General features: G+C 58.6%; 16 protein-coding genes and 1 tRNA gene. 11 read left to right on the forward strand and 6 right to left on the reverse strand.

What is annotated here, in order from left to right:
* The first annotated feature begins 3 nt into the window (after positions 1–3).
* From KW837_RS06585 to KW837_RS06600, 4 genes are all read left to right on the forward strand, one after another.
* Positions 4–99: transfer RNA gene (locus KW837_RS06585), tRNA-Sec, on the forward strand.
* A 288-nt stretch (positions 100–387) separates the two neighbouring features.
* A complete protein-coding gene (locus KW837_RS06590) occupies positions 388–1,353 on the forward strand; it encodes a tripartite tricarboxylate transporter substrate binding protein (RefSeq protein WP_218394960.1) in 966 nt (321 codons plus the stop codon).
* A gap of 1 nt (position 1,354) precedes the next feature.
* The gene (locus KW837_RS06595) at positions 1,355–1,846 is read left to right on the forward strand and encodes a tripartite tricarboxylate transporter TctB family protein (RefSeq protein WP_218394961.1); all 492 of its coding nucleotides are present in this window, start codon (positions 1,355–1,357) and stop codon (positions 1,844–1,846) included.
* Between the two features lie 24 nt (positions 1,847–1,870).
* Entirely contained in the window at positions 1,871–3,379 is a 1,509-nt protein-coding gene (locus KW837_RS06600) for a tripartite tricarboxylate transporter permease (protein ID WP_218394962.1), read from the forward strand.
* Between the two features lie 527 nt (positions 3,380–3,906).
* Here KW837_RS06600 and KW837_RS06605 read toward each other — a convergent pair.
* A complete protein-coding gene (locus KW837_RS06605) occupies positions 3,907–4,338 on the reverse strand; it encodes a nuclear transport factor 2 family protein (protein ID WP_192344654.1) in 432 nt (143 codons plus the stop codon).
* A gap of 355 nt (positions 4,339–4,693) precedes the next feature.
* On the opposite strand from KW837_RS06605, the gene KW837_RS06610 reads away from it, so the two are divergent.
* The 4 genes from KW837_RS06610 to KW837_RS06625 all read left to right on the forward strand — a co-directional run bounded on the left by KW837_RS06610 (position 4,694) and on the right by KW837_RS06625 (position 6,984).
* On the forward strand, positions 4,694–5,335 hold the full coding sequence (locus KW837_RS06610) for a hypothetical protein (RefSeq protein WP_218394963.1): 642 nt from the start codon (positions 4,694–4,696) through the stop codon (positions 5,333–5,335).
* Positions 5,335–5,778, forward strand: a complete 444-nt coding sequence (locus tag KW837_RS06615) for a phage holin family protein (protein ID WP_123494695.1) — start codon at positions 5,335–5,337, stop codon at positions 5,776–5,778. The genes KW837_RS06610 and KW837_RS06615 overlap by 1 nt, the downstream gene beginning before the upstream one ends.
* Positions 5,775–6,605 (forward strand): DUF3618 domain-containing protein, encoded by an 831-nt coding sequence (locus KW837_RS06620; protein WP_218394964.1) that lies wholly within the window; start codon positions 5,775–5,777, stop codon positions 6,603–6,605. The genes KW837_RS06615 and KW837_RS06620 overlap by 4 nt, the downstream gene beginning before the upstream one ends.
* Before the next feature lie 94 nt (positions 6,606–6,699).
* Positions 6,700–6,984, forward strand: coding sequence for a hypothetical protein (locus tag KW837_RS06625; protein ID WP_218394965.1), 285 nt, complete (start codon positions 6,700–6,702; stop codon positions 6,982–6,984).
* Positions 6,985–7,016: 32 nt separating this feature from the next.
* Here the strand turns inward: KW837_RS06625 and KW837_RS06630 are convergent, their stop codons facing one another.
* A complete protein-coding gene (locus KW837_RS06630) occupies positions 7,017–7,574 on the reverse strand; it encodes an ATP-dependent Clp protease proteolytic subunit (RefSeq protein WP_123494699.1) in 558 nt (185 codons plus the stop codon).
* 290 nt (positions 7,575–7,864) lie between these two features.
* On the opposite strand from KW837_RS06630, the gene KW837_RS06635 reads away from it, so the two are divergent.
* Positions 7,865–8,164 (forward strand): KGG domain-containing protein, encoded by a 300-nt coding sequence (locus KW837_RS06635; RefSeq protein ID WP_218394966.1) that lies wholly within the window; start codon positions 7,865–7,867, stop codon positions 8,162–8,164.
* Positions 8,165–8,400: 236 nt separating this feature from the next.
* Positions 8,401–8,742, forward strand: coding sequence for a hypothetical protein (locus tag KW837_RS06640; RefSeq protein WP_218394967.1), 342 nt, complete (start codon positions 8,401–8,403; stop codon positions 8,740–8,742).
* A 167-nt stretch (positions 8,743–8,909) separates the two neighbouring features.
* On the opposite strand, the gene phaC is transcribed toward KW837_RS06640, so the two are convergent.
* The 3 genes from phaC to phbB form a co-directional block, all read right to left on the reverse strand.
* A complete protein-coding gene (gene phaC / locus KW837_RS06645; protein ID WP_218394968.1) occupies positions 8,910–10,610 on the reverse strand; it encodes a class I poly(R)-hydroxyalkanoic acid synthase in 1,701 nt (566 codons plus the stop codon).
* 86 nt (positions 10,611–10,696) lie between these two features.
* Positions 10,697–11,875 carry an acetyl-CoA C-acetyltransferase gene (locus tag KW837_RS06650; RefSeq protein ID WP_218394969.1) on the reverse strand — a complete coding sequence of 393 codons (1,179 nt, stop codon included), beginning with the start codon at positions 11,873–11,875 and terminating at the stop codon, positions 10,697–10,699.
* A 57-nt stretch (positions 11,876–11,932) separates the two neighbouring features.
* A complete protein-coding gene (gene phbB, locus KW837_RS06655) occupies positions 11,933–12,679 on the reverse strand; it encodes an acetoacetyl-CoA reductase (RefSeq protein WP_123359419.1) in 747 nt (248 codons plus the stop codon).
* A gap of 257 nt (positions 12,680–12,936) precedes the next feature.
* On the opposite strand from phbB, the gene KW837_RS06660 reads away from it, so the two are divergent.
* The gene (locus KW837_RS06660; protein ID WP_218394970.1) at positions 12,937–13,974 is read left to right on the forward strand and encodes an AraC family transcriptional regulator; all 1,038 of its coding nucleotides are present in this window, start codon (positions 12,937–12,939) and stop codon (positions 13,972–13,974) included.
* A 25-nt stretch (positions 13,975–13,999) separates the two neighbouring features.
* On the opposite strand, the gene KW837_RS06665 is transcribed toward KW837_RS06660, so the two are convergent.
* A complete protein-coding gene (locus tag KW837_RS06665; RefSeq protein WP_218394971.1) occupies positions 14,000–16,465 on the reverse strand; it encodes a DUF3141 domain-containing protein in 2,466 nt (821 codons plus the stop codon).
* Positions 16,466–16,634: the final 169 nt, after the last annotated feature.

A 16,634-nucleotide genomic window follows, 5' to 3' on the forward strand; every position in this document is an offset into this window, starting at 1 on the left:
CAAGGAAGGCAATCGCGCCCGGTGGCGCGGCCGGGCTTCAAACCCGGTTGGGGACGGCATCCGTTCCCGGGCAGGTTCGACTCCGGCTGCCTTCCGCCATTTATTGCGCGGTAGAACACAGGGGGCCGGCAACGCAACAATCCCTGTGGGAGCGGGCTTGCTCGCGAAGACGGCGGCACAGTCAACATTGATGTCACCTGATACACCGCTTTCGCGAGCAAGCCCGCTCCCACAAGTTCTGCATTCATAATTGACTTGCGTTAGGAACCCCATTGAAAGCGCCCCAACAAACACAACTATGACCTACGCTTATTCCAGACGCATGTTCAACGAACAGGGGCTCTTCCCTGATCGAAAACAACAAGAACAGCTATCCGGAGACGACTCATGTTTGCATTGGCCCGTCGATTCAGCAGCAACCTCGCCGTTTTAGTCACCGCCGCCGCGCTCGCCTCACCGGTTTTTGCGCTGGATACCGTCAAGTTCATGGCCCCAGGTTCAGTCGGTGGTGGTTATGACCAGACCGCACGCGTCCTGGGCAAAGCCATGGTCGAGGCGAAAACAGCAAAGTCCGCTACCTTCGAGAACAAGGGCGGCGCCGGTGGGACCCTGGGCTTGGCGCAATTTGCCAACGGCACCAAGGGCGACGCCAATGCCCTGCTCGTGGTCGGCGCGATCATGGTCGCGGCCATCGAGCAGAACAAACCGCAAATCACCTTGAAAGACGTGACGCCGATCGCCCGGCTGTTTACCGAATACAACGTGATTGCCGTGCGTGACGACTCCCCGTACAAAACCCTGGACGACTTGCTCAAAGACTTCAAAGCCAAACCGGCCAGTATCAAATGGGGTGGCGGCTCCAAGGGGTCGATCGACCACATCGGCATCGCCGAACTGGCGAGCAAAATGGACGTCCCCGTCAACCAGGTGAATTACGTGGCCTTCGCCGGTGGCGGCGAGGTCGTCGCCGCGACGCTGGGGGGCCACATCACGGTGATCACCGGCGGCTACGCCGAGCTTGCCAAATACGTCCAGTCCAAACAATTCCGCTTACTCGCCATCGGCGCGCCCACACGTGTAGAAGGCATCGATGCACCGACTCTCAAAGAAAGTGGCTATGACGTGACGATCGGCAACTGGCGTGGCGTTTACGGCGCAGCGGGCCTGACGCCTGAACAGCGCAAAGAACTGACCGAAGCCGTCCTGACCGCCACCAAAAGCACTGTCTGGCAAGAAAACGTAAAAACCAATGCATGGTCACCGAGCATTCTGACCGGGGATGATTTCGGTAAATTCGTCGAAGAAGAGCACGGGCGCCTGCGTGCGATGCTGGTCAAGGTCGGGCTGCTTTGAGATGGCCGGGCGCTGGAGAGTCATGCCGGCCCAACTGGCGATTGGCTTAGGTGTCGTCGCCATCAGCGCGGTATTGGCGTTCGGCGCCTCGCGGTTTCCTCCCGAGATGGGCTTCGTCATCATGGCGGCGTACGTCTATCCCTACGCCGTCGCGGCGTTTCTGGGCGTCGTCGGTCTGTTGATGTGCTATCAGGCGCTCACCGGTGGTTTTCGCAACCTTGGCGACGATCACGAAACCACCCAGGCTCAGCCCGGCGGCAAGGCCGGAGCGACCTGGGTCACGGCGGGGCTTGTGGGCGTTGCCTTGCTCATTACCTACATCGGCTTCGTATTGGCGGCAGCATTGCTGTTTGCCTGTTCTGCACGGGGTTTTGGCAGTCGCAGCCCGCTGCGGGACCTGGCCATCGGCATCGCCCTGACGCTGCCGATTTACTGGCTTTTCACCGCCGGGCTAGGGGTTTCCCTTCCGCCCCTGGTCAACGCCTGGATCTGATCCGGGCCCTAGGAGGTCGACAAGGTGGACATTCTCTCGAGTCTGGCAACCGGCTTCGGTGCCGCGTTGGCGCCGATCAATCTGATGTGGGGTTTTATCGGCTGCCTGCTGGGCACCGCGATCGGTGTTTTGCCGGGGATCGGACCGGCGCTGACGGTGGCCTTGCTGCTGCCGATCACCGCCAAGGTCGATCCTACCGGCGCGCTGATCATGTTTGCCGGCATCTATTACGGTGCTCAGTTTGGCGGCTCTACTACCTCGATTCTGCTCAACACACCAGGGGAATCATCCTCCATGGTCACGGCCCTGGAAGGCAACCTCATGGCGCGTAACGGGCGGGCAGGCCCGGCCTTGGCGACGGCCGCTATCGGTTCATTCGTGGCCGGTACCATCGCAACAATTTTGCTGACCCTGTTCGCCCCCCTTGTTGCGACGTTGGCGCTGAAGTTCGGGCCAGCGGAGTATTTCGCGATTCTGGTGCTGGCCTTCACCACGGTGTCGGCGGTGCTCGGTGCGTCGATGCTGCGCGGCTTCGTCTCGTTGGGCATCGGGCTGACCATCGGCTTGATCGGCCTGGACTCGACCTCGGGCATTGCCCGCTACACCATGGAGGTGCCCGAACTGGTCGATGGCATCGAAGTGGTGCTGGTGGCGGTCGGCTTGTTTGCCGTCGGTGAGGCCTTGTATAGCGTGCTCTACCAAAAGGAAGAAACGGGCAGCCGACATCGCCTGACCTCGTTGTGGATGACCCGTGCCGACTGGAAACGCTCGATTCCCGCGTGGCTGCGGGGCACTTTGATCGGTTTTCCCTTCGGGTCGATTCCGGCCGGTGGCGCGGAAATTCCGACGTTCCTGTCGTATTCAACCGAACGCAAACTCAGCAAGTACCCGAAAGAGTTCGCGGCCAGCAAAGGCGAGGGCGCTATCGAAGGTGTCGCTGGCCCCGAGGCGGCGAACAATGCAAGCGCCACCGGTTCTCTGGTGCCATTGCTGACCCTGGGCATCCCGACCTCCGCCACGGCGGCGATCTTGTTGGCCGCGTTCCAGAACTACAACCTGCAACCGGGGCCGCTGCTGTTCCAGACCTCGGGTGAACTGGTCTGGACGCTGGTGGCCTCGCTGTACATCGGCAATACCATCCTGCTGGTGCTGAACCTGCCGTTGGTGGGCCTGTGGGTCAAACTCTTGCAGATTCCACGACCGTACCTGAACGCCGGCATTCTGGTGTTCGCGACCATCGGCGTATACGGCATGCGCCACTCGACGTTCGACCTGTTTCTGATGCTGGGCATCGGCTGGGCGGGGGTGTTGATGCGGCGTTTCGATTTCCCTGTCGCCCCGGTGATCGTCGGCATGCTGCTGGGCCCGATGGCGGAAAAACAACTGCGCAACGCGTTATCAATCAGCCAGGGCGACTGGATGATATTTGTGACGCAACCCATCGCGGCCTCGCTTCTGGTGCTCACGCTGTTGGTGTTGCTGGTTCCGTACGTGCTGCATAAACGCGGCATCAAATTGCATGAGGATGATTGACGGATGATTGCCTAACTCCGTAACGCGATCTGTAGCAGCTGCCGAAGGCTGCGTTCGGCTGCGCAGCAGTCGTGAGTCCAGCCAACGCGGTCTGCCTGTAGAAACGGCGTTGCACGGGAGGAGGGGTTCAAGACTGCTGTTTAGCGGTGTAGCGGCGGACGCCTTCGCGAGCAAGCCCGCTCCCACATTTGATCGCTGGCATGCACAAATAATGTGTTCACAGAAAATCCAGTGTGGGAGCGGGCTTGCTCGCGAAGAGGCCGACACATCCAGCATTGCCATCGCCTGACACCCCTCATCTCGCCACAAACGGTTTGCAGTGTTTGTGGGAAACAGCCTTCAGCCCCGATAGCGCAGCGCATCCACCAACAGCGCAAACGCCGGCGATGCCTGACTGACGCTGGGGGCAGGATCTGTTCGGCAGACAGGCCTCGATCGGTGGATACTTTCTTCACTACGCCGGCGGCCGATGAGGCTGCGATCTTTCAAAGCAGCCAACGCCTATTGACTGCCTTGCCGCGCAGAAATCAGAAACGAAACGCTTGTCGTCCGACCAGTAGCCATTTGCCTTTCTGTTTCTGCCAGATCTGGAAGTTCTCGATTTCCGTCGGAACGATCTCTTCACCCTTGATGGCTTGTGCCGAAAAATGATGCCGGACCAACGCCACATCACCCGACAGCGTGATGGTCTGGCCCTGCATTTCGAGTGTCTTGAAAGCGCTTTTTCCGGTTTCGATGTCGGCGATGAACGCTTTCTTGTCCTGGATTTTCCCGCTGGAATGGCCGTAGGTGAGGTTTTCAGCGGTGAGCGCATTCAGCTGGGGAATGTCCTTGTGCAGCATCGCTTGAGTCAGATGGTCTACCGCTACGGCGACATCCTTCTCGCCCGAGGAGGGGGCTGCCATCACATAGCCGCTGAAGAGGCACAAGAAGCCGATAAGCAATTTCGTTTTTTTCATTGGTATTTTCCTTGTTGTTATGGAGATGACAGAGGAGAGATAGGCGTCTCGTCTGTCATCGTACAACTTAGCAGGTTTTTGTTGCGAGATGCATCCACCCAGTCAATGAAACGCAATCCTGTGGGAGCGGGCTTGCTCGCGAAGACGGCGTCACATTCAACATTGATGTCGCCTGACACATCGCTTTCGCGAGCAAGCCCGCTCCCACAGGTTCCGCTCCCGCGAGCGCGATTTTTATCACTTCATCATCTGCTTGGAACTCCCTGCCAGACACCCTCGTCATCTGCAATGAAGCACCACCGCGGGCACACCGCGGCCACTTCCTGACGTGTTCATTACGAAGGCGAGGGATGACATGACTATTCCAGACAACAGAACCGGACAACCGGATGCCCCTCGGGATCCCGCAGGCTCCGAACAAAACTTTCAGCATTTAAAGGAGGAGGTTACCGACGCGATAGGCGGTGCGCGGCATCAGGCCGATGAGCAGTTCGGCCAGTACCGCGATACCGCAGCGGACCAGATTGAAGCATTGGCCAGAGGCGCCCAGTCAGTCGTTTCCGAGATCCGGACGAACGATACGTTTGGGATGTCCGATTACCTGGCGGACATGGCCGAGAGCATGAGCAGCCTGGCGGGAAAACTGCGCAGCAAAAGTGCCGAAGAACTTCTGCACGATGGCGCTGATCTGGCGCGTGACAATCCGGGGTTATTCATTGTCGGCAGCATCGCGGTGGGGTTCGGTCTGTCGCGGTTCCTGAAAGCGGGCACGACGACCCTGCCGACAACAACCGATCGTGAGTTCGCGGCCCAAAGCAGCACACCCACGTTCACTGGCGATGGCTCGCAAGGACTTTATGAAACATCGATGCCATCCGCAGGCGATTTGTCTCCCGGCTTGGCCACTGGCATCACGCCGTCCTCGCCGAGCGCGCCCGACCATCGTGGCGACAGTTCCTCAATGCCGGGGTCCAGCCCCTTCACAGGAGAACGGTGATGAACAGAAACGATCCAGAACTGCAACCCACACCACCCGTCACACCGTCTGTCACGACGGCTGATCATGACGCTTCCGTGGTTGGTTTATTGCGGCAGTTGACTCGGGAAGTACCGGCGTTATTCACCAAGGAGCTGGCGTTGGCCAAGGTGGAATTGCAGGCCAGCCTGACGACGTTGAAAGCAGGGATTGCCGGGGTAGCCGGCGGCGCCATTGTGCTGCTCGCCGGGTTCATCATTGTGCTGATGGCGGTGGTCTATGCCTTGAGCCTGGTGATGGCGCCCTGGCTGGCTGCGCTGATTGTTGGCGTCGTGGTGATGGTCATCGGGTTCGTGATGCTGCAGGCAGGCAAAAAACAATTCGAGCCTTCCCACTTCAAGCCTGATCGCACCCTGGACGCGCTGAATAAAGACCAGGAAGCCCTGAGGAGGAAAGTGTCATGAAGCGAGAATTCGAAACCGAAGCGGCCAAGAGCCCGGAAACCATCGAGCGTGAAATCGATGCGCAACGGGAAAACATCGGGCATATCGTCGACGCGCTAGAAAGCAAGTTTACCCCCGGCCAGATGTTTGATCAGGCGCTGCTGATGATGCAAAGCAACGGCTCGACTTTCCTGACCAATCTGGGCACCAGTGTGCGCAACAATCCCGTGCCCGCGGTGCTGACCTCGGTCGGGCTGATGTGGTTGATGATGAGCCAGAACCGTCCGCCAACGACCAGGGAATATCGCGTCGAGCCGGAGCCGGATATCGACTGGGCCGATGACTTGGGTGAAGGGCTCTCTGAGGGGCTGGACAGCGCCCGACAGCGTCTGCACAACACCACTGATTCACTCAAGGACAGCTATCAGGCGGTCAAGGGTAAGGCCGCGCACCTGAGCGATAGCCTGCATGCGAAGACCGATCACCTCAGTCACGCCGTCCATGACACCAGTGATCGTCTGGCGCGCAGGACTCATGAAATGGGCGACCAGTTCAATCATCTGCTCAAGGAGCAACCCCTGCTGATGGCGGCGATGGGTATCGCGGTGGGTGCGTTGCTGGGCGCGGCGTTACCCACTACGGCAACGGAGCGCCGTTATCTGGGCAGGACCAGCGCAAGCCTCACCAGCAAGGTCAAACAGCAAGCACGGGAGGGCTATGAGGCGGTGCGCGAAAAGGTGATGGAAACCACAGAGCCCCACGAGGCAATCGCGGGAGAAACGGGCGAGATGCGCAAGACCGCGTCCGAAACCCCGGCCGATCTGTCCCGTGGGCTGGGAACTTCTTGACTGGTATCCGGGCTCGACGGGAGGTCTGAGGCACAGACCTCCCGTCGAGCCCGGTTTGTCGACGCCTTGAAACAACCATGACGAGGTATGCATCATGATTGATGAATCCACAGGCATGACCCCAGGTGTGCGCTACGAAATCGAGAACCGCGAAAGGGTAGAACCGTTTGCCGGTTTTTTTCTGGACGGCAAGTATTACCTCACGCCCGAACTGCAAACGGCCATCGGCTGGCTTGAGGGCAATCGCTTTATCTACGATGTACTTGATCCCGAGGGCGAGCCGGTTTTCAAGGATCGTGTGGCCGGCACTATCAAGGATTTGAAACTCACATTGAGTGACGGAATGCCCCTGGATATTTACCCCATTGCGGGCACCTGACTTATCGGTATCGGGGCCGTCTCGAACGTGCGTCAGCCGCCACTGATTTTCCAGTGTTTGACGTTATCGGCAAACACCATCTGATGCATTTCGTGGGCGATTCCGTAGGCCAGGGATTCATGCGCCGCAATGACCTTCTCTTCCGCTGAAAGGCAATGAAAAATGTCCAGTTTGGTATCCGCGTTGGCGGTTTCCAGGGCAAAGATTTGCACATAACGCGCGAGGTCGTTATCCAGGCTCAAGAGGTATTCGCGCAGGCGTTGATGGTCGACCGAGCTTTGGGGGAAGTACCAATTCATTGGGTGAATCAGAAACCGCGAATGGGGCGCGGTGATCCGTCGGCCGGCGGCCAGGTACATGATGATGCCCATCGACTCGATGTTGCCGGCATTGATCGCGCACAGCGGCACCGGCAGGGATTTGAGGAAGGTGTAGAGGGCGAAGCCGAAGTTGGTGCTGCCGCCGCTGGTGGAAAGATTCAGCAGCAAGGAGGAGGCGCCCTGGTCGATGGCGTCGAGGCAGCAGTCCCTGAAGCGTTCCATCGTGCCCTGATCAATCTGGCAATGAAAGTGGACGATGTGCTCTGTCATCGACGTACCTCCACACAGGATAAATGAGAGAGCTGACAGTTCAGCGTAACTGCTTGAATGATGCCAGACCTCAACGCGCTTTTCTTTCATCAATTTGTATAAGCGGACCCCTCTTTTATACTCGTTTTACTCACACCCATTAGTCGCCGCATCAGGAGTTTTCTGGAACTAATCGTCCCAATCCGCTTGTCGCAAGAACGACAGATCAGTTCAAACTTTCAATCGCAGAAAACCTCGGAATTAGACGAGCCGACGACGAAGGCTCGTGAATAACAATGAGGAGAACGGAAATGGCTAACACCGGAAACAAGAACCCAGGCAATTTTGCCAATGACCCTGGAAAAGCCTCCGAAGCCGGTAGAAAAGGCGGGGAGTCGGGCGGCGGTATGATGAACGATCCGCAACGCACCTCCGATGCCGGCAAAAAAGGTGGACAGGCCTCAGGGGGCCGTCAATCCAGCGATACCAATCGTCCTGGCAGCGGACAGGGAGGAGGACGCCCAGGCAACTTTGTCGAAGACAGAGAGAAAGCATCTGACGCAGGCAAAAAAGGAGGAGGGCAAAATCCCGGCAGCGGGCGTAAACCCTGATGCCGAGTGAAATACATCAAGCCCCGCTTATGGCGGGGCTTGGTTTTATCCAGGTCAGATTCCTGACGCCGCCAAGTTTCCTGAAACCATCAGGAGTGATCTGGCCGCAACTATCGGTTCAAGTAATAGTGACAATCAAGAAACGCGAGTTCTGGTTTGTTGGGCAAAGGTGGAAAATCGCCCCCATCGAAGACGCTGCTCAATGAACCAGACTTTTTATTTTCAGGACTTCACCGATGCGCCCTTTATTTGTTCCTGTCATGGCTTTCGCCTCCTTACTGTTGGCCGGTTGCGCCTCCGCACCGAACGACCCGACGCTGACCTTCCAGACGAAAAAAACGCCTGCCGAGTACGCCGACTGCGTGATACCGAAGTTGCAGGGCAGCGCACTGAACCCTACGGTCTCGCAAACCCAGCGCAGCTACCGGATCGTGGTGCCGAGCAAAGTCGCGGCAGACAACGTTCTCGAAGCCTACAAGGCCCCGAATGGCGGCAAGGTGTTTTTATATGAGCGCCACTTGCTGGCATCGAACTTCATGCCTTCGAGTTTCGAACGTGCCGCGCAGGAATGCCTGTAACCGGTAACCGCTTTTAAAAATGCTCCTTTGGTTGGCCGCAACCAACCCATTTTTTGTCCCGTGCCTCATTCGGTCACGGGACTTTTTTTTGCGTGTAGATAGTTGAGCCGTAATGTTCTCCATAGCAGTGATCGAGGAGTTCGCCCATTTACCCGGACGGGCTCCTCTCATTGCATCACATACCGCCCCGGCGCCGACTCAAGTGCCGGGTATTGCGCGTTCCCGGTGCTCAGCACTGCAGGCTGGCGTTCTCCGGCGTGTTCGGCCAGCCAGACGAACCAGTCGTTCCACCAGCTGCCCGGATGCTGCTGGGCATTCTTGAACCAGGTTTCAGGGTTCTTGGTGACGCGATTGTTGGTCCAGTAATGGCGTTTTTCCTTGGCCGGTGGGTTGATCACCCCCGCGATATGCCCTGAGGCGCCGAGCACGAAACGCTTGGTTCCAGACAGTAGCTGGGTGCTGGCGTAGGCGCTTTTCCATGGCACGATGTGGTCGTCATGGGTGGCGAGGATGTACGCCGGGGCATCGATGGCGCTCAGGTCCAGCTTGACCCCGCAGCAATCCAGTTCGCCGGATTTCAGATCGTTTTGCAGATAGGTATGGCGCAGGTACCAGCAGTACATCGGCCCGGGCAGGTTGGTGCTGTCGTTGTTCCAGAACAGCAGGTCAAGGGGTATCGATTTTTGCCCCTTGAGGTATTTGTCGACGTTGTAGTTCCACCACAAGTCATTGGGGCGCAGCAGCGAGAATGTATTGCCCATGTCCTCGCCCTTGAACAGGCCGATGGGGCCGTTGAGGCCGCCGATGGTGCGCTCGCGATAAGCCACCAATTGCTCGTCGACGAAGATGTCGATGGGGCCGGTATCGAGGTAGTCGAGGAAGGTGGTCAGCAGGCTCACGCTGGCGATCTCTTTGTCGCCACGGGCCGCCAACACGGCCAGCGCCGAACTCAATAACGTGCCCCCAATGCAGAATCCCACGCAATTGGGCCGTTGCTCGCCGCTGATTTCACGGGTCAGCTGCAGGCCTTTGATAATCCCGGTTTCAATCAGGTCATCCCAGGTGGTGCCGGCATGTTCCTGGTCGAAGTTGCGCCACGACATTAGAAACACCGGGTGGCCTTGCTGCAACAGGTGGCGAACCATCGAATTGTCGGGACGCAGGTCGAGGATGTAGTACTTGTTGATTGACGGAGGAACGATAAATACCGGGCGCCGGTACTGGGTTTCGCTTTGCGGATAGTACTGGATGAGCTGGAAGAGTTCGTTCTCGAAGACCACTTCGCCGGGGGTGTTTGCCAGGTCGACGCCCACTTTGAACGCGCCGGCGTCGCACTGGCGCATCTTGCCTTCCTGCAGGTCGCTGGCCAGGTGCATCAGGCCTGTGAGCAGGCTGCTTCCTTGGGTGTCAACGGCCCGTTGCAGCGCATCGGGGTTACTGGCCAGAAAATTGCTCGGCGCGCCGGCGGCGATGGCTTGTTCCGCCAGATAGAGCAAGCGTTGACGCGGTTTCTTGCCGTCGATCGGCAGCTGATCGAGCAGCTTCAGCAGAAAGCCGGCATTGAGCAGATAAAACGCCGCGAGGGAACCGAACAGCGGTTGGCTCCAGTTGCCACTGGCGAAACGTCGATCTTCAAAGCTGAAGGGCTGACCGGTCAACAGACGCTGGCCGAGTTCACACCATTGTTGCTGATAGTCCGATTGGAGGCTGTCCAGGGTTTCGCGTGGCAGCTCGAACCAGGCGTTGTAGTCCTGCCCGGTAAACCAGGGATTGGTGCTGACCCAGAGCCTTAATTGTTGCACTGCAAAGGACGCAATGAACGGAACCTGGCCCGACCAGAGCGTGTTTAAGGTATGCGCGTTGTCCATGGAACTCCTTGCCCACATGAATAAACCGGGCAGAAAAAAACCGCGGCGCCGGACTTCGGCGCCGCGTCACCAACCAGCCTGTGTTTCTAACGCTCGATGACCAGGCTGACGCCCTGGCCGCCACCGATGCACAAGGTGGCCAGACCTTTTTTGCCATCGCGACGGATCAGTTCATGTACCAGCGACACCAGAATCCGCGCGCCTGATGCGCCAATCGGATGACCGAGGGCAATGGCGCCACCGTTGACATTGACCTTGTTCATGTCCCAGCCCAGTTCCTTGCCGACGGCCAGTGACTGCGCGGCGAACGCTTCGTTGGCTTCGATCAGGTCCAGGTCGTCCAGGCTCCAGCCGGCTTTGGTCAAGACCAGACGGGTAGCGGGCACCGGACCGATGCCCATGATCGCCGGGTCCACCCCGGCGCTGGCATAGGCCTTGATGCGCGCAAGTACCGGCAAGCCCAGAGCGAGGGCCTTGGCGGCGCTGGCCAGCATCAACACGGCGGCGCCGTCATTGAGGGTCGACGAGTTGCCCGCGGTGACGCTGCCGTTTTTCTGGAACGCGGGTTTGAGGTTGCCCAGTGCCTGGAGCGTGCTGTCCGGACGCGGTTGTTCATCGGTGTCGAAGACCAGCGGCTCGCCCTTGCGCTGGGGAATCAGGATCGGGGTGATTTCACCCTTGAAGTAACCCGCCTCGATGGCCGCGGCGGCTTTCTGTTGCGAGGTCGCGGCGAAGGCGTCCTGATCTTCGCGACTGATGCTGTATTGATTCGCCAGATTCTCGGCAGTGATGCCCATGTGGTAGTCGTTGAAGACATCCCACAAACCATCCTGAATCACGCTGTCTTGCAGTTGCGCATGACCCAGACGCAGACCGGTGCGCGCCTTGGGCAGAACATAGGGCGCCAGGCTCATGTTTTCCTGACCGCCGGCAATCACCAGTTCGGCGTCGCCGCAACGGATCGCCTGAACCGCAAGCTGGACCGCCTTGAGGCCTGAACCGCAGACTTTGTTCAGGGTCAGGGCGGGGGTGGTATGGGGCAGGCCGGCCTTGATCGCGGTCTGGCGTGCCGGGTTTTGCCCGGAGCCTGCAGTCAGCACCTGGCCGAGGATGACTTCATCAACCTGCGCAGCGTCGATCCCGGTCTGTTCGAGCAGGCGACGAATCACCGCCGCACCCAACTCGGTGGCTGGAATGGCGGACAGTGAACCTTGAAAACTGCCAATGGCGGTGCGAGTAGCGGCAACGATTACGACTTCGTTCATGCATGACCTCATTAGGATTCTGTCGAGCGGGAGCAGGGCATCCATGCCCTGACAGGCTTACTGCATGTTCATGCCGCCGTTGACCGAGAAGTCGGCACCGGTGCTGTAGGCCGATTCATCGGACGCCAGCCAGGCGACGATCGAAGCGATTTCTTCGGGTTGGCCAAGGCGCCCCACGGGTGTGGCTGCGATCATGGTCTCGAGAATGTCCGGACGGATGGCCGCGGTCATGCTGGTCTGGATGTAGCCGGGCGATACGGTATTGACGGTCACGCCCTTGCCCGAGACTTCCCGGGCCAGTGCCATGGTGAAGCCATGGATGCCGGCTTTGGCCGCGCTGTAATTGGTCTGGCCGAACTGGCCGCGCTGACCGTTGATCGACGAAATGTTGATGACCCGACCCCAACCCTTGGCCAACATGCCTTCAATCACCTGTTTGGTGGTGTTGAACAGGCCGCTGAGGTTGGTCCCGATCACCGCGTTCCAGTCTTCTGGAGTGAGTTTGCGAAAGGAGGCATCCCGAGTGATGCCGGCATTATTGACTAGCACATCGATCGGGCCGAATTGCTCTCGTGCCATCTCGAAGGCCTTGCGGGTCGATTCCCAATCGGTGATGTCGCCGAAGATACATTCGAATTGATAACCCGCCGCCAGTTGGGTCGCTATCCATTCGTTCTTGCGGGCGGAATCCGAGCTGCAGCCGACGATGACCTTGAATCCTTCCTTGTACAGGCGTTGGCTTATCGCAGTGCCAATCCCACCCATACCACCCGTGACCAACGCAATACGACCAAGCGACTTCATACAATCCCTTCCTTTCTTTGTTTTGCGTTGCAAGATGGGGGGATTGTTCGGTATTGGCCGGGCGTGAGGAAGTGTTGAGAGGTGACTGTCTGGTGTCCAACGGTGCCATGCCCCGGTTAATGACGGGTGGCGAAAAACGCTGGTTACCTATACTGGGATCAATATTGGCCACTGAAGAACCCGTTAGTCTTTGATTCATCGCAGATCAGTTATGGCTCCGGACAGGATGTTCGGTTCCACAGGTCATTGAGGACGCCATGTATAGAATGAGTTCAGGCTATGCCAGCGTGCTGGTAAATACACTCTCGGCTCAAGGACTGGATGTTGCCAGTCTGTGTCGGGAGGCTGGACTAGACATGAAGCTTGCGAACAAACCAGGAGCGTTTTGCGAGCGAAGGGCAATTTATCGATTATGGGATCTGGCGGCTCAGGCCTCGGGCGATCCGGACATCGGCCTGGAGGCCTATGGAAGCTTCCACCCCGGTAGCTTTCAGATCGTCGGCTACACCATGATGTCCAGCCTGAATCTGAAAAAAGCCCTTGAGCGCCTGGTCCGTTTCAGTCCGTTGATTGGCACCGGATTCAGCCTTTTCTTTACATCGGAACCGCAGGGTTACCGACTTTCCGGCCTCGATCATCAACAAAAAGGTTCGGTCAAACCTCGCCAATACACCGATGCGGCGCTGGCTTCGTTGCTGGGCTTCTGCCGTAAGCTGGCGGGCGGTCACTCACCGCAACCCTTGAGTGTGGAGTTCACCTATCCCGAACCTGAAGACACCTCCGAGCATCGACGGTTGTTTGGCTGCGACCTTCGTTTCGACGCGGCTTATGACAGCATTTTGTTTGATGGGCAGGAGCTGCTGCGTCCGTTGAGCATGGCCAACGAAGCGCTGGCGGTGCTGCATGACAGTTTTGCCGAGGCGCAACTGGATCTGCTGTTTGGTTTTTGCATCGTCGGCAGGATTCGCGCGCTGATTACCGAGCGCTTGAGTCAGGGCCAGGGGCAATGCGATATGGAGTCGATCGCGGCGGCATTGCACGTTAGCAAGCGCACGCTGCAACGCGCGCTGGAAAAGGAAGGGACGCAATTCAAGGACGTGCAGAACGCTGTGCGCCGGCAATTGGCCGACTTCTACCTGCGTCATTCTCACTTCAACATGAAGCATGTCGCGTATCTCCTTGGTTTTCATGATCACAGCAGCTTTAACAAAGCCTGTAGCCGCTGGTTTGGCATGACACCCGGTCAGTATCGGGCCGAGGAATCGTTGGCAATCGAGGAAGCCGCGCCGGTTTGACACGGCCTTCCGTCAGCGTTCAACGTTATTTCATCGGAGGTTTTTTTACCGCTTTCTTGCCCTTGGCAGGTTTACGCACCGGACTCGCCACCTTGGCGATGGGGTCTGGGGTCACTGCGGGGATTTTCTGCTTGATCGGCTCAGGGATGAGCACCGGGATGGCTTGCTTGATCGGCTCTGGCGTTATCGCCGGGACTTTCACTTCGATGGCGTCGGCCGCACCAGGTGGTTGGGGCAGGTTGAAACCTGGCAGCGGAACGTCGAGTAGCGTGTGCAGCTCACACCAGCATGGGTTGTTTGCGCCGCTGGTCAGCAGTTCCGGCAGCAAATTGGCGACGGCCGCCAGCACTTGTTGGCGCTCTTCGACTTCAACCAGCATCAAGGGCAGGCTGTGCAGACTTTCTTGCGGGAGGGTGGCAACCAGCAGTTTTTGCAGGCGCAGGGTTTCGCGCAAATCAAGCGGCTTGGCACTGTAGTCCTGGAGCAGCACCTGCAGTTGCAGGATCAATTTTTCGACGCTTTCCTTGCCCGGTTCGTCGCTGTCGCGGCCCAGCAGGAACAGGATCCGTATCAAGGCTTCCATCAGACCGCCAAGGGGCAGGGCATCCTGCAGGCGCTCGATCAAAACCTGGTCGTGCTGCTTGGCGTGTTCCTGCAGATTTCGCCCGGGTGCATTGCCAGCGAGGCTATTGAGCACGCCATACACGCCGTAGAAACACATTTCGTGAGCCGCATCACGCAGGTCCCGATAGCCGTTCAAGGCGTCCTGCACCTGGTTGGAAAACAGTTCTTGCCAGAGCAGCAACGGGTTGTTCTGGCTGGCGGGGTAACGATCCTTGCTCACTTGGGCGGCACTGCCAGCCAGCCACCACAGCGCCGGGTTCAAACTGCTCCAGGCCACTTGCTGCTGATGGAAAGGGTGCGCGCGGCGCAGCAGTTCGGCGCTCGGTTCGTTGATCAGCTGGCGCAACCATGGGCGTATGAATTCGTCGTACACGCTGTTGTTGATGGAGGAGGTGCGCTGCACCAGTGCGAATTCGCGATCGTCATCACGGGGCGGCTTCACTTCGCCATGGATGTCGGCGATACGCCGGCGGTCGAAACGCACGGCATACGGCGTCGCCGAGTGCTCCGGCAGGTCTTCGATCAGCATTTCATAGAGCCCGGACGGCAGCGCATTGATCGCATCGACCGCACCCAGCAACTCACGGTGCTCACGCCGCGCCACGTCACCGGACACGAAGATGCCCAGGTGACCGATGCTCGCATGTCGCAGGTAAACGATGGTGCGTCCGGCATTTTGCAACGCGAGATCGCTGGGATAGACGTCGGTGATCCAGTCCAGCGCCTGCTGCGGGGAGGTGATGTTGTCGCCATAGGAACAGAACACCACCACCGGCACTTCGATCAATTTGAGGTCAAGCCCGCTGCTCTTGCGCCCCAGGCCACCGGACAGCTGATTACCGATGAACAGGTCGTCGACAATCATCTCGATTTCTTCGCTATTGAGCAGGGTCGGGCTGCCCCACCAGCGTTCGAAATCCAGAAAGCGTGCGGCCTCGCTGTCGACTTCACTGAACAGGTGGTAGTACTTGCCCCACCAGGTGTTGGCCGGGTCCAGGTTTTCGAAATTGCTCACCAGCCAGGTGCCGTCGAAGCGGTCATTACCGAGGTCGCTTCCCAGGCGTGCCATCCAGCCACCGCCCAGCAAACCGCCGGTGTAGCGCATTGGATTGTGGCCATTGACGCCGGCCCAGTACGACAACGGCGCACCGTTGACGATGATCAGCCCCGGCAACTCTGGCCGAGTGGCCGCCAGGCCCATTAACGCCCAGCCCGCTTGGCAGTTACCAATGACGACAGGTTTGGCGCTGTCCGGATGCCGGGTGCTGACGACCTCGATGAACCGTGCCTGGGCGTCTGTGATATCGGCAAGGGTTTGCCCTGGGCGTGGCGAGTGACTGAAGGCGATGAAGTAGGTGGGATGGCCGGCTCTCAGGCTTTCGCCGATGACCGAGTCCTGTTTGAAACCGCCGATCCCCGAGCCATGACCGCCGCGGGGGTCAATGATGATCACGGGCTGTTTTTTGCTGTCGATCTGTTGCCCCGGGCCACCGAGGATTTGCAACAACGAATAGTTGACCGGGCGGGGCAGGTCTTCACCGGCGACCAGCGTTTCATGATTGAACTTGAGCAGCAGCGGATACCCGGCGCGTTCGTGGGCCAGGGTGTTGTCGCCGCGCTGACGCAAGGTGTCCCAGAACAGCACGCTGCGCTGGCCAAGGTCCGTGAAGTATTCCTGCCAGTCAGCCGGTGTCGGCTGTCTGAGTTGCCCAAGGCTTAAAGGCGCGAAGGTTTTTGCCTGGCGCTTCTGCACGGCGTCGAGGACGTTGTGGGTATTGAGGCGTTGCAGATGATTAAGGTGTTCGAACAAGCCGGCGGGGTCGCTACGCGCTTTATCTTGCAGCGCAATATTTACTTCCTGACCCATGGTGATCTCCTGCTGCTATGCATGGGAACCTGCGCATCTGAACCCTTAGTTAAAGAGGGCAAGGCGGGCCGTTCGATGAGCAGGAGTCTACAGCGAATAAGGAGGGCGTTAGCAACGTTTATTTTGCACTGCACAAAAATAGGCGTTGCTAAATGGTTTTGTGCACTGC

This window comes from Pseudomonas sp. PDM24, from assembly GCF_019218905.1.
Lineage (GTDB): Bacteria > Pseudomonadota > Gammaproteobacteria > Pseudomonadales > Pseudomonadaceae > Aquipseudomonas.